We start from the raw sequence: 13442 nt of genomic DNA on the forward strand, positions 1-13442 counted from the left end.
AGGAGTGACAGACATGAGCTCTCAAGCCGAACCCAAAAAACGAAAAGCGCTTACGAATGCGCTGGCACAAGCAGGATACGGAATTGACCCTCTTGGCGCTGCCAACCACGATCTGGTACATCCTGTTTAGTTTCTTACCGATGTTCGGGATCATTATCGCCTTCAAAAATTTCAAGATTAGCGGCGGGTTCTTGAGCAATGTGTTCAACAGCCCTTGGATCGGGTTCAAAAACTTCGAATTTCTATTCAAGTCGAATGACGCCTGGATCATTATTCGAAACACGATAGGATACAACATTGTGTTTATTGTGCTGGGGATCGTTCTGCCCGTCCTATTCGCGATCATGATCGGCCTCCTCCACAGCCGCAAAGCCAGCAAAGTCTATCAGACGATGATGTTCCTCCCCTATTTCCTGTCGTGGGTCGTCGTATCCGCCGTAGGCTGGGCATTCCTGAGCTTTGATAAAGGGATCGTCAATCAAATGCTCGTCTCGATGGGCAGCGATCCCATTAACTGGTATATGGAGCCGAAGTATTGGCCGTTTTTTCTGATTCTCTTGAATGTCTGGAAGGGCCTGGGCTATGGCATGGTCATCTATCTGGCGACCATCACGAGCATAGACAGCACCTATTATGAAGCAGCCGTCATCGATGGCGCGTCCATTTGGCAGCAGACAAGATTCATTACGCTGCCCATGCTCAAGCTGGTGATCGTCATGATGTTCATACTGGCGGTAGGGCGCATATTTTACACCGATTTCGGTTTGTTCTATCAGGTCACGCGAGACTCCAATTCGCTGTTCAACGTGGCGACCACGATCGATGTCATGGTGTATAAACAACTGAAAACGGCTACCGTAGGCATGGCATCCGCAGCCGCATTCGTACAGTCTGTTCTGGGATGCGCTACGATTCTGGCCGCTAACTGGATCGTTCGCCGAATCGATCCCGATAGCGCGATGATGTAAGGAGGCAAGAAGATGACATCGAAATCTACTTATCAGACAGGCCTTGAGAAGTTTAACCGTACAAACAAAGCCGTCAACCTTTTGTTCAACCTGATCTTCATTCTGTTGGCGCTGCTCTGCGTCATACCTGTAATCGTAGTCCTGTCCATCTCCTTCTCCAGCGAGGAGTCCATCCGCGAGACCGGATATCATCTGCTGCCGGTCGCCATGTCGGCCGAGGCTTACGTATACATCATCAAGCAGGGAACGATGATTCTGCGGGCCCTCGGCGTATCCGCCCTCGTTACCGTGGTCGGTACCGTGCTCGGGGTGCTGCTGACCGCCTCCATGGGTTACGTTCTCTCTCGCCCCAACTATAAGCTGAGGGGATTTCTGACCTGGGTAGTATTCATTCCGATGGTATTCAACGGCGGCTTGGTATCCAGTTACTTCATCAACACGAATTTGCTGGGACTGAAAGATAGCATCTGGGCGCTGATTCTCCCGCTCGCCGTTTCATCGTTCAACGTCATCATATGTAAAACCTTTTTCAAAAGCACGATTCCCGACGGGCTGATCGAATCGGCCGAAATCGACGGCGCGAGCCAGCTGCGAATCTTCTTCTCCATCATCATGCCGATCTCGCTGCCGGTCATCGCCACCATCGGACTGTTTCTCTGCTTTGCTTACTGGAACGACTGGTTCCAATCGATGCTGTATATCGACAACCAGAACCTGTATTCCCTGCAAGCGCTGCTCAACAGCCTAATGAGCAATGTGGACGCACTCGCGAAGAATGCAGCGAGTATGGGCGTAAGCTACGCCATGCTCGTCGCTACGATGCCGAAGGAATCCGCCCGCATGGCGGTCGCCATTCTCATCGTGCTGCCTGTAGCATTCGCCTACCCTTTTTTCCAGAAATATTTTATTTCCGGATTGACGGTCGGCGCCGTGAAGGGCTAATGACGAAATAAACCAAGACAAGCTTGGTTTATGATAAATATCCGCTGTACACACTTAGGTAATTCAACTTCAAAAAGGGGGAAATGAAATGAAAAGAGCATTAAAGTTCATCTCTACGCTGTGCGTGCTGACGCTTATGTTGACTGCTTTGGCAGCCTGCGGCGGCTCGAAGCCTGCACCTGCGACAGACGGATCCCAAACCACGCCGGACACATCCAATGACACCGAAACGGCAAGCAAGGATGTACCGACGTTGACCTGGTGGACCATCGGCGGCCAAGTGCCTAACAATTTCAGCAAAGCGGTGGATGCCATGAATGCCTACACGGCCGAGAAGATTGGCGTGAAGGTCGACATCAAGGTAGCCAGCTGGGGTGAATGGGACACCAAAATGAATACCATCGTGAATACCGGCGAGCCATTCGACATCATGTTCACGAACAGCGGTAAATACAGCAAGCAAGTAGCTATGGGCGCGTTTGCCGATATTACGGATTTGGTTCAGAGCGAAACGCCGGACTTATACAAACTGATTCCCGAGAAGGTATGGGAAGGCACAAAGATCGGCGGCAAATATTATTCCGTTCCGACTTACAAGGATTCCGCGCTGACGCAGTACTGGGTATTCGATGATAAGTACGTGCAAAAGTACAATATCGACATCAACAATATCAAAACATTGCAGGACCTGGATAAACCGCTTCATGACATGAAGGCCGGCGAAGGCAAAAGCTTCTATCCGCTGCCAATGACGCAAGGCGAAGGCTTGAACGGCTTCTTTAACGACTATGACGATTTAACCCTGGGCTTCCCTCCGATCGGCGTCAAAGCGGACGACGCATCGCGCACGGTTGTCTCCGTGCTGGAGCAGCCTGATGTTGTGGCTAATCTGAAGCTGCTGCATCAATGGTACCAGGATGGCATCATCAACCCGGATGCGCCGACGAAGACGGAGAACGACAAAGGCAGACCGTTCTTTGCAGCCCAGGCATTCCCGGGAGCCGAGATCAGCTGGCAGATCAATGACGCCATCGAGAAGTACGATATGGTCCAGCATTACGGGCCGATCTATACCACCAGTACGATTCAAGGCTCGCTGAACGCGATTTCGGCGAATTCCAAGTATAAGAAGGAAGCCTTGAAATACCTTGAATTGGTGAATACGGATCCTAAACTTCGCAATATGCTGGCATTCGGCGAGTTGGGCGTGGATTACAACAACGTCGATGGCGAAAAAGTGATTGAGCGTACATCCGATACTTGGCCGCTTGCGGCTTACACGCAAGGCACGTTCTTTAATCTGGCTGTTACGAAAGGCGCTCCTGAAGATCAATGGGAGCAGGTTAAAAAGCTGAACGATGCAGCGAGCTCCTCTACCGTCCTCGGCTTTGCGCTGGACATCACCGATCTTCAGACCGAAGTGGCGAACTGCCAGGCCGTGTGGGATAAATACAAATATGAAATCATTACAGGAGCATCCGATCCGGAGAAAGTGATACCGAAAGTCACCGCTGAATTAAAGTCGGCCGGCATGGACACGATCATGCAAGCGGCCCAAGAGCAGATCAATAGTTACTTCAAGTAAATTCCTGCGCATCCCTTATTAGGACACTTTTAAGGGATGCTTTTTCCATCCTATCTATGAAGCTTGGCGTGAATCGTGTTACATTGAGATTAAGCTGCGCATATTTAAAGCGACCTGCTGCAATTGAGGTGTCGTATGGGCTCATTTTTACAAATCAAAATCTATCGCCACAAGTTTATTGCCTATGTCATCTTCGTCGTGGTCATCGGTCTGACGCTTGGTACGCTGACCAGTGCCATGCTGCTGAATCAATGGGTGGGCAATGCCCGCATCGAGGCGGCTAATGCCTTTGCGCGCGTGGAGAATGAGCTGCAGTATGATGCTGACCGAATCGAGGCTTACATGCAGCGCATCTACTCCAATCCCGGACTGATGGACGATGCTCGCAGCTTTCTAAGCAGCAGCGCGGAAGGCTATTTAACCAGCAGGCTGCAGAACAGCCATTTCTCCCAGCCGCTGGTTTCGTTTCCCGAGGATGTGAAGACCTATCTGTACAGCTGGGCGCAGGGCGAAATCACGCAGATTAGCCTGCATACCGGCCATTACGGCAATGTCGTACGTTTTAATGAGCACGGGATAACAAGCTTTACCTTCGGGCTGCCGAATACGGACGAGGCGTTCCGCGATACGATCATGAAGGGCTTCGTCTATCGCAAGAAACTGTCAAATCCGACGCCGGGCGCTCAGGAGTTCGGGGAAATGCGCTTTTTGGTCAGCAGCGATCAAATCTTTAAATCCATTCGAAATTTCCGGTTTGGCAATGCCGCCGCGGTCAGTGCTACCGGCGAAACCTACCTCATCGGCAATGGGCAGGACCAGGACTTGGAGGAGCTGTCCCGACTGGCCGAGGCAGACGGCCGCAGTCATGGTTTTATATCGAGGGGTGTACGGAAGCATATCTTATTCGTTTCCTTTCCGTCCACCAAGTTTAATTTCAAATTTATTAGCATCATTGATTTATCCATGCTGATTCGTCAGCATGCCGGGATGCTGGTCGCCATCTTTCTGATCGTATTGACGGCCATGGTCAGCGTGCTTCTTCTCATCGCATATAATATGCGGGATGATGCCCTCTTCCTCCGCCGCATCATTCAATCGATCGGACGGGTGAAAATGGCCAATTTTACGCCGAACCGCCCCGCCCGGTACCGTCGCAACGAATACGGCATGATCGCCCGGGAATTGGACGATATGATTCAGCAGCTGGACAAGCACATCCGCAATGAATATCTGCTCAAAATCAAGCAGCAGGAAACCGAAATGAAAGCGCTTCAACATCAAATCAACCCTCATTTTTTATACAATACGCTGGAGGTTATCCGCTCCACGGCGCTAGTAAATCAGGACCGAGACACCGCCGACGCCATTGCTACGTTAGGCACGCTCTATCGTGAAATCGTCAAAAAGGAAAATATCATATCGATTGCTAGCGAGCTGGAATTGCTTCAGAAGTACTTGGAGATTATGGAGTTCAAGTATCCCGAGCGTTTTTATTATCAAATCAATGTTGAGCCGGTGCTGCACTCGATCCCTACCGTGAAATTCTGGATGCAGCCCCTGGCCGAGAATTTTTTCATTCATGGCTTTAACGCGAATCATGAGTTTAATCTGTATGTCGTCAACGGATTTGAAGCGAATGATGCTTATGTGCTGGAATTCGTGGACAACGGAAGCGGGATTCCGCCGGAGCGTTTGGATATCGTTCGCAGCACGCTGTCCAACCATGATGAGACTTCTTCCCATAGTATCGGACTGCGCAACGTATATACGCGCCTTCATTTCTTTTATGGAAACGGCCTTTCGATCGAGATTGAGAATAATGAGGAAGCTGGAGTCAAGATTTCCGTGCGGATTTCAAAAGAGGTGATTGAACATGTACAAACTGATGATTGTGGATGACGAACCTCAGATTTTGGAGGGAATGAAGCGAATCCTGGATTGGAAGCAATACGGATTTGGACGGATCGAAACCTGTGAATCCACGGGGGAAGCGATGTCCAAGGTGGTGGACCTGCTGCCGGACGTCGCCATTTTCGATGTCTGCATCGGCAAGGAGCTTGGATATGAAGCGATCCAGAGACTCAACGAATTTCAAATCCCTACGAAATACATCATCATGAGCGGCTACAGCGAATTCAAGTATGCCCAGGAAGCCATTCGGTGCGGCGTCAAAGACTATCTGCTGAAGCCGGTTGAACGTACCAAGCTGCAGCAAGTGATCGAGAAGATCATCGTCGAGGATCTGGGCGGTTCGATAGGTGACCGAAACGGCGAAAGCTTGAACCAGGATCCGGTGCTTGGCGTTGGCTATGACAGCTTATCCAAGCTGGTGAACCGGATTCTGCTGATGATCAGGACGGAGTATGCTCAGAACATCACCTTGAAATCCGTGGCGGAGCGTTTCCAGATGAACAGCACCTACCTCGGACAATTGTTTCTCAAAGAAACCGCGATGAAGTTTTCCGAATACCTGATGGCTTACCGCATGCTTTTGGCACAGGAGAGTATTCAATCGACGGATGAGAAAATTTCCTATATCGCGTTTTCCGTGGGTTACAACAATCTCAATTATTTTTATACGCACTTTCACAGCTTTTTCGGGAAATCTCCTTCTGAACTGCGGGGAAAAGGGTAACGCATACGTGGCGGAAAGGAGGACATCGATGGTTAAATACGCTAGAAGCTTACGGTCTATAATGATGATCAGCCTGCTGCTGCTGTTCACATTCTATACAATCGGCTGCTTCGGACAGCCTGATTTTGACGACGAACCGCATGTCGGCGACACGGTCAACCTGATCTATTATACGATCGGTGAGCCCGACAAGGATCTTCGCCTCGTCAATGATAAAATCAATGAAATCATGGCTCGCAAGATCGGCGTGACGATCACCTATATCAAGGTAAGCTGGCAGGAGTATGAAGATCGGCTGAACACGCTGATATCCGCCGGAAGCCCGTTCGACATTGCTTTTGCGCCCGACTATGCAACCACCGCGATGCGCGGAGCCTGGTTGAGGCTTGATGACCACCTGGCCGGCCTGGGCAAGGATATGTACGAGGCCATCGATCCCACCTTTTGGCAGGGGGTCCGCATGAACGACGGCAGCATTTACGGCGTCCCTACCAATAAGGAGTTAGCCGTACGCGATCAGTGGATGTACCCTGCCTCGATCGTGGACAAACACCATATCGACATCACGAAGTACAATACGCTGGAATCGCTTGAGCCGCTCCTCCGGATGATTCAGCAGAAAGAGCCGGATTACATTCCTATGGAGTTGGATCGGGATTCCCATAATTTCTTCGCTCTCTACGGATACGAATACATCATGAACCATAAAGTGCCCTTGATGATCAGATCGCTCGACCAGGACGCACCGGTGGTGAATATCTTCGAAACCAAGGAAGCCCGGCAGGTTCTCGATACGCTGCGGCGTTATTATAAGCAAGGCTTCATCAACAAGGATGCGGCGCTACGCGAGCCGGGAGGGCTCAAACGAGGCGCCAAGGTGTTCTGGAAGTCCTCCGGCGGGGGGCCGCTCTCGGAGACGACTTGGAGCAAGGATCGCGGTTATAAGGTGGTAGCGAATCCCGTAACCCCCAGCACCGTTACTACGGAATCCGTCCGGGGAGGCATCATGACCGTTAATGCCAATACCAAGCATCCCGTAGAATGCATTAAGTTTCTGAATTTGCTTAATACGGACCCGGAGATACGGAATTTATTCAATTATGGGATCGAGGGCATCCACTACACATTGGACGAACAGGGGCAGGTCGTTCCGAAAACAGACAAAGACAGCCATGGCGAACCGATCCCGGATGCGCCTGCAAGCAGCTATTCAGGCGTGCAGTACACGCAGGGGAATTGGTTTATCCTGAAAACCATGGGCGGCGATAATCCGGACCCGCTCGACAAATTGGGAGCAATTCCGTCAATACAACGCCGGAGTCGTCAATTCCACCGTGCTTGGATTTACGCCGGATCTATCCGCGCTGACCGCTCAAACCGATAACATCGAGATGGTCTGGCATAAATATTACCCAAGCCTCATGACGGGCTCCGTGGATGTCGATACGATCCTCCCCAAGTTTAACGAGGAGCTGAAGCTAGCAGGCATGAATGACGTGATCCAAGAGGTGCAGAAGCAATTGGATGCTTGGCGCATCGGCAGGAAGTAAGTACTGGCCCCCGCTTCCCTGATTGGTTCGAGCTTGGCCCAAATCGAGAAATGGACCCTATTCAAAAGAGACCCTAAAGCGGATAGCTTCAGAGTCTCTTTCGCTTGTTCACCCGGACGGTAACGGGGAGCACATTCAAGATATTCTCTATTCCCACTTATCGTAGGCTGCGTGCAAGTTGGTCCCGGACAGGAGTCCTTTTTGCAGCTGCGGATTCGGAACGATGCGGTTATACTTCATAATTTTCTGGTTGATGGCCTCTACCTCGGCCTCGGGAATCGCATTCGGGTCCTGAAGGTCAAGAAGACGCTTGATGTCGGCGGCGATTTCTTTTCTCAGCTCCACCCAGACCGGCTGGTAATTCGCGTTCTTCATGATACTGGCTAGCACATCGCCGTCCTCGATCTTGATCGGCTTTCCCTTCAACGGCAAGTCGTCAAAGCCGCCTTCTCTGGCAAACTTGTCGATGGCCGATTCCAGGAGCCCGCTGCTGGTCGACATCGGGCGTCGTTCTTTTTCTTTTTGCTGATTTTCTTCAGCAGCAGGAGCCATTTCTTTAGCGTCATTGTTCAAATCCATATCGGACACCTCCGTTTTTACATATCAGGGAAATAAATCCGTTTCTCAAATGACATGTCAATGAATTTGTACTTCCCGTTCTCGTCCTGCTTAATATGCAGCGCAAAGTCCTTCTTCATCGAACGTCAACCGAAATTATCCAAAATATAACATACATCACATGGTTTTAACAGTTGGTTTCGGTATCAAATTCGATGATGCGGGACGCTGAATATGGCGGATTCATACTATGATTATGCTGATCATCCTGTAAACGCGAAAGTATAAAACAACGCTCGGCCCAACCATATTGGTGGGCCGAGCGTTGTTTGGCATTCTGCTATTTCATGAATAGGCTTTTGCAAATGGTAAATTCAAAAGACATGTCCGTCGAAGGATCGAGTTGATATTCGTCATGAACCGGAGCCCCCCAGCTGTCGTCACCCCCAACCCCCATTTGCCGTCCGGCAATGGTAACAACGGTATGGTGAACATTCGGCAGCTCATAATGATGCGTCGCATTCTCCAGCTCGAATGCGGTATAGGGCGATATATTCGCTTCAACCGGTGCTGCCGCCGAGGCTTTTATCGTAAGGCCATGACCTTGATCGCTCGTTATGGATACCTCCCGCACGCCTGTACGATTGCCCGATTCCTGCGGTACCAAATAGGCTGAAACATGATCCGCCGCACGACTTCGGAAGCGACACAATCTAGCTCCGAACGCACGATCGATATAGTTCTCTTCCGGCCCGTTTGCATACCAATCCAGGTTGTCGTAGTCCGCCGGCACTTTGAAGGTAAGAGCAAAGATCGGCAGCTTCGGCAGCCCCGGCTCTCCTTGATACCCCGACTTTACATGAATGCTGCCATCGGTAAACACCGTGTAGGATACACGCACCCGTATTCCTTCGGATACGCTCAGTATATACACGTAGGTCACGGTTGCGCGGTCTGAGTACTCCATTAGCTCGCAGCTTTCCGTTCTTCGAGTCAGGCTTGCTGCATACCAAAGCGCGGAGTCGAACGGCAGCCCGGCCCCTTTATCGTTATCCGTCATCGCTCTCCAGAAGAGCGGCGCCGGCGGCGAAGAGATCATCTCCCGTCCCGCATACTTGACGGATATGAGGGTCCCTGCCTGCTTCGAGAACAAAACGGAGAAATCGCGTCCGTGAACGCCGATATTTACGTCCCCTTCGACTACACGGAAATCATTCGCTGGTTTATCATGGTAAACCTCTGAACCTGATTGCAGGCGTTCTGCCTCCGACGCTGACGCATTGTCAGTATCGTCAACAGCCAACGTGTCCTTCACTTGGAAAACTAATTGTCCAAAAGCAATTTCATACCCGGCTTCCGCCCATAACGAAGCCTTCTTGGTCACGAGTGAAACGTCCAGCGCATACTCACCGGCTGGATACCCGGCCTCAGGCAGTTCCAGCTTTACGTATCTCTCTTCGCCTGGACCAACCTGGGTGCATACAGCTCCGCTATAGATTTCCCTGCCTTCATGATACAGAGAGTATGTAACATGATAAGCATCCAAACCCACGAACAAGTTCTCGTTTCGGATCGTGACGCCATAACGATCCGGTGTCAGCTTGATGTTCTGATACAGGAATTTCACTTCCTGCATTTTGGGGGACCATGTCCGATTTGCATATACGATGCCGTTGCCGGAGAAGTTGTAATCGGTTGAGCGATCGTCAAAATCCCCTCCATAGGCCATAAAAGGTTTGCCGTAACGATCATGTTTCACGATAACCTGATCCATGAAATCCCAGATGAAGCCGCCTTGATACATCGAATACTTCCGCTCCAGCTCCGTGTATTTATGCAATCCGCCGACGGAATTACCCATGGCATGCATATACTCGCAGCTGATATAGGGCTTGGTGGGATCGTTTTGCAGATACTGTTCAATATCCGCCGGTTTTGCATACATGCGGCTCTCCATATCGCTCGCATCGTCATATTCCCGGTTATGGAATACTCCTTCGTAATGCACGAGCCGGGTAGGATCCTTCTCCCGGAAAACATTCGCAACGTTTCGAATGACTTCACCCGCATAAGACTCGTTGCCGCAAGACCAGATCAATATCGATGGGTGGTTCTTGTCCCTCTCGATCATGGAAATCGCACGGTCCAGAACGATATCCCGCCATTCCGGCCTGCTGCCCGGTATGTTCCAGGATGGCTCAACGGCCCCCATTTTCTGCCACGATCCATGCGTCTCCAGATTCATCTCGTCGATGACGTACACGCCGTACTCGTCACACAACTCGTACCACAGCGTCTGATTCGGATAATGCGACGTCCGAACGGCGTTGATATTCGCCTGCTTCAGTGTCTTGATATCCCACAGCATATCCTCTTTCGTAATGCAGCGTCCGCGATGGGAATTGAATTCATGCCGGTTGACGCCTTTGAATACAATGCGCTTGCCGTTTAAGTGCATCACCTTGTCGAGCATCTCGAATTTGCGGAAACCTATCTTTTGCGGCACGACCTCCACGAGGTCTCCCGATGCGTCATAGACGGATACGTACAGTGTATATAAATTAGGTTCCTCCGCGCTCCACCGCTCGACCTTTCCTGCAGCTAACTCAATCGACGCCGTTCCCCCGGAAGCTCCGGTCTCCCCCCGGACCACAGGATTTCCTGCTGCATCCTTAAGCTCAAGGACTATTTTCGAAGCAGGCCTGCCCTTAAGCTGCATGGCAGCCTTCAGCGTTCCAAGTTCATACGTTTCATCCAAATCGGTTTGAACATGCAGATCCTGCACATGAACGTCAGGTACCGTGTACAGATACACGTCGCGAAAAATACCGGAAAAGCGCCAAAAGTCCTGATCCTCCAGCCAGCTTCCGGTGCTGCGTTGATAGACCTCGACAGCCAGCTTATTCTCGCCTTCCGCCAAGTACGGCGTGAGGTCGAATTCGCTCGGCGTAAAGCTGTCTTCGCCGTAACCGACAAACTCCCCGTTCAGCCATACATAGAAAGCCGATTCAACTCCCTGAAAAGAAATGTACAACGGACGCTGCTGCCAGCCGGCAGGAACGTCGAAATACTTCACATAGCTGCCCACGGGATTGTGGTACTCTGAGATCATCGGGGGTCTAAGAAACTCCACACCGTCCCATGGGTACATCGTGTTCACATATTGCGGCTGCCCGTAACCCTGAAGCTGGATATGTCCGGGAACCTCAATATCATCCCAGCCTCTGCAGGAAACGTCCATTTTATAAAAATCCGCTTGGCGTTCCTTGGCGTTATGCGCATAACTAAACTTCCAGCTTCCATTCAGACTGCGGCGCCAAGGCATCTCTCCAAGCCATTCGGCTTCCCGTATCGTTGCGTAGTATCGGTGATCGGAGTGCGCAGGCATCCTGCCTACCGCGAATATGCCGGGGTCGGACAACCATGCAAGGCTTGGCGCGACTCCCCGTTCAACCTGCTGTTTCATCTGTTTCCCTCCATTTACTTTATTTCACTGAACCTGTCATTCCGGCAACAAATTGCTTCTGCATCATGAAGAACACCAGTGCCGTCGGCAGCGTCGTAATGACAATCGCAGACATGATCAAACCGTAGTCGGGAGCATAACCTGATCCCAGATTCGATATCAGCAGGGGCACGGTCATATTCTCCGGCGATTGCAGCACGATCAACGGCCACAAATAGTTGTTCCAGCTGTTCAGGAAGGTAATAATCGCTGCGGCGGCATAGGTCGATTTCATCGTCGGCATATAGATGCGGAAGAATAGGCCCAACTCCGACAGTCCATCGATGCGACCGGCCTCCATCATATCCTTCGGGAACATTTTTGTGCTTTGACGGAAGAAGAAGATAAGGAAGGCCGTCGTGAATGTCGGCAGGATGACAGCCCCCGCCGTATCAATCCCTAGAAAGGGTACAACCCCCGATACTTTGGCAAACATCTGAAATAAAGGCACCATGATCGCCGCGAACGGAATCATCATCGAGGCCAGTAGGATATTAAATACGATATCTTTGCCGCGGCTGCGGTACATCTCAAATCCGTAACCAGCGGCTGATGCAACCAGCAGGGAAAGGACGGTAGTCACCACCGAGATTTTTGCGGAATTCCACAGAGCTTGCCACATGTCCACGGAGCTGAACAGATTGTTGATATTCTTGACCAGGTGCGAGCCCGGCAGCAGCGTCCCTTTCGTTACGTCCACGGACGGATTGGTGGCACTGACAACCATCCAGATAAACGGAAAGATGGAGATCAGGGCAGCGATAATTAAAAACAGGTAAGTAAACACGCGTTTCGTTCTCATGATCTCTTGTCACCTCCAACTTTGTTCTGGATCATCGTCAATATGACCACCATGAGTACGATCGAATAAGAAACGGTAGCTGCGTACCCAAAGTCAGGCGTGTACTCAAAGGAAAGATTGTAAATATATTGCGATATCGACATGGTTGCGTTTCCGGGGCCGCCTTTGGTGATGTTGACCACCTCGTCAAACAACTGGAGCGTTCCAATGGTCGATGTGATCGTCGTAAACAAGATGATTGGTTTCAAGAGCGGAATCGTAATTTTGAAAAATTGCGTGAAGGCATTCGCACCATCGATGCGTGCAGCTTCATATACGGATTTATCGATATTTTGCAGTGACGATAAATAGAAAATCATATTATAGCCTGTAAAACGCCAGGTGATCGCGATGATAATCGTGACTTTGGCCCAGAACGGGTCGGTAATCCATTGAATCGGTTCCCGGATGAGATGAAGATTCACCAGAAATTTATTGACGATGCCGTCAGCTCCGAACATGTACTTAAAAACGACGGAGTACGCTACAAGCGACGTTACCGTCGGCAGGAAAATAGCCGTTCTGAAAAAACCTTTGAATTTCAATCGATCGTCATTGAGCAGCACAGCGATAAAGAGCGCCAGCACCAGCATAACCGGGACCTGAACAAGTAAGTAAATAAACGTATTCTTGACGGCCGTAAGGAAGGTGGTATCGCTGAACAGGCGAATATAGTTGTCTATTCCGACAAACTGAAGATTGCTGCCCCTGCCCGATTTGAAGGATAGGATTAACGCTTGAACCATCGGATAGAAATAAAAAATACCAATCATGACGACCGGCACAAGGACGAAGAACCAGCCTGTCAAACGTATCCGCCTTTGACTGTTAAGGCCCTTGTGAATTTGCGGGCTTAGC

General features: G+C 50.6%; 11 protein-coding genes. 7 read left to right on the top strand and 4 right to left on the bottom strand.

The features are described from left to right. Positions 1–56: 56 nt before the first annotated feature. The 7 genes from HMPREF9412_RS18495 (at position 57) to HMPREF9412_RS33365 (ending at position 7680) form a co-directional block, all read left to right on the top strand. The gene (locus HMPREF9412_RS18495; protein ID WP_036672700.1) at positions 57–968 is read left to right on the top strand and encodes an ABC transporter permease; all 912 of its coding nucleotides are present in this window, start codon (positions 57–59) and stop codon (positions 966–968) included. A gap of 12 nt (positions 969–980) precedes the next feature. After that, positions 981–1910 carry a carbohydrate ABC transporter permease gene (locus tag HMPREF9412_RS18500; protein ID WP_009593207.1) on the top strand — a complete coding sequence of 310 codons (930 nt, stop codon included), beginning with the start codon at positions 981–983 and terminating at the stop codon, positions 1908–1910. 88 nt (positions 1911–1998) lie between these two features. Then, the gene (locus tag HMPREF9412_RS18505) at positions 1999–3495 is read left to right on the top strand and encodes an ABC transporter substrate-binding protein (RefSeq protein ID WP_009593233.1); all 1497 of its coding nucleotides are present in this window, start codon (positions 1999–2001) and stop codon (positions 3493–3495) included. Positions 3496–3630: 135 nt separating this feature from the next. After that, positions 3631–5394, top strand: a complete 1764-nt coding sequence (locus HMPREF9412_RS18510; RefSeq protein WP_009593193.1) for a sensor histidine kinase — start codon at positions 3631–3633, stop codon at positions 5392–5394. After that, positions 5369–6130 (top strand): response regulator transcription factor, encoded by a 762-nt coding sequence (locus HMPREF9412_RS18515; RefSeq protein WP_009593258.1) that lies wholly within the window; start codon positions 5369–5371, stop codon positions 6128–6130. The genes HMPREF9412_RS18510 and HMPREF9412_RS18515 overlap by 26 nt, the downstream gene beginning before the upstream one ends. Before the next feature lie 28 nt (positions 6131–6158). After that, positions 6159–7514 carry an extracellular solute-binding protein gene (locus HMPREF9412_RS18520; RefSeq protein WP_254664070.1) on the top strand — a complete coding sequence of 452 codons (1356 nt, stop codon included), beginning with the start codon at positions 6159–6161 and terminating at the stop codon, positions 7512–7514. After that, positions 7465–7680, top strand: a complete 216-nt coding sequence (locus HMPREF9412_RS33365) for a DUF3502 domain-containing protein (RefSeq protein WP_009593220.1) — start codon at positions 7465–7467, stop codon at positions 7678–7680. Before HMPREF9412_RS18520 ends, HMPREF9412_RS33365 begins: the two co-directional genes overlap by 50 nt. Positions 7681–7827: 147 nt before the next feature. On the opposite strand, the gene HMPREF9412_RS18525 is transcribed toward HMPREF9412_RS33365, so the two are convergent. The 4 genes from HMPREF9412_RS18525 to HMPREF9412_RS18540 all read right to left on the bottom strand — a co-directional run bounded on the left by HMPREF9412_RS18525 (position 7828) and on the right by HMPREF9412_RS18540 (position 13357). Then, positions 7828–8259: a J-domain-containing protein gene (locus HMPREF9412_RS18525; RefSeq protein ID WP_009593225.1), complete on the bottom strand. Its 432-nt coding sequence runs from the start codon at positions 8257–8259 to the stop codon at positions 7828–7830. Positions 8260–8578: 319 nt separating this feature from the next. After that, entirely contained in the window at positions 8579–11704 is a 3126-nt protein-coding gene (locus HMPREF9412_RS18530) for a glycoside hydrolase family 2 TIM barrel-domain containing protein (protein ID WP_009593255.1), read from the bottom strand. Between the two features lie 19 nt (positions 11705–11723). Next, complete coding sequence (locus tag HMPREF9412_RS18535; protein WP_009593191.1) at positions 11724–12545, bottom strand: carbohydrate ABC transporter permease; 822 nt, start codon at positions 12543–12545, stop codon at positions 11724–11726. Then, positions 12542–13357, bottom strand: a complete 816-nt coding sequence (locus HMPREF9412_RS18540; RefSeq protein WP_441007216.1) for a carbohydrate ABC transporter permease — start codon at positions 13355–13357, stop codon at positions 12542–12544. The genes HMPREF9412_RS18535 and HMPREF9412_RS18540 overlap by 4 nt, the downstream gene beginning before the upstream one ends. Between the last annotated feature and the right edge of the window lie 85 nt (positions 13358–13442).

The organism is Paenibacillus sp. HGF5, from assembly GCF_000204455.1.
In the GTDB taxonomy this organism is placed as follows: domain Bacteria; phylum Bacillota; class Bacilli; order Paenibacillales; family Paenibacillaceae; genus Paenibacillus_AQ; species Paenibacillus_AQ lautus_A.

What these genes read in the sequence shown, in the direction of transcription:
- HMPREF9412_RS18495 (WP_036672700.1), top strand. Translation starts at nt 57, where the DNA reads ATGCGCTGGCACAAGCAGGATACGGAATTGACCCTCTTGGCGCTGCCA.
- HMPREF9412_RS18500 (WP_009593207.1), top strand. Translation starts at nt 981, where the DNA reads ATGACATCGAAATCTACTTATCAGACAGGCCTTGAGAAGTTTAACCGT.
- HMPREF9412_RS18505 (WP_009593233.1), top strand. Translation starts at nt 1,999, where the DNA reads ATGAAAAGAGCATTAAAGTTCATCTCTACGCTGTGCGTGCTGACGCTT.
- HMPREF9412_RS18510 (WP_009593193.1), top strand. Translation starts at nt 3,631, where the DNA reads ATGGGCTCATTTTTACAAATCAAAATCTATCGCCACAAGTTTATTGCC.
- HMPREF9412_RS18515 (WP_009593258.1), top strand. Translation starts at nt 5,369, where the DNA reads ATGTACAAACTGATGATTGTGGATGACGAACCTCAGATTTTGGAGGGA.
- HMPREF9412_RS18520 (WP_254664070.1), top strand. Translation starts at nt 6,159, where the DNA reads ATGGTTAAATACGCTAGAAGCTTACGGTCTATAATGATGATCAGCCTG.
- HMPREF9412_RS18525 (WP_009593225.1), bottom strand. Translation starts at nt 8,259, where the DNA reads ATGGATTTGAACAATGACGCTAAAGAAATGGCTCCTGCTGCTGAAGAA.
- HMPREF9412_RS18530 (WP_009593255.1), bottom strand. Translation starts at nt 11,704, where the DNA reads ATGAAACAGCAGGTTGAACGGGGAGTCGCGCCAAGCCTTGCATGGTTG.
- HMPREF9412_RS18535 (WP_009593191.1), bottom strand. Translation starts at nt 12,545, where the DNA reads ATGAGAACGAAACGCGTGTTTACTTACCTGTTTTTAATTATCGCTGCC.
- HMPREF9412_RS18540 (WP_441007216.1), bottom strand. Translation starts at nt 13,357, where the DNA reads ATGATTGGTATTTTTTATTTCTATCCGATGGTTCAAGCGTTAATCCTA.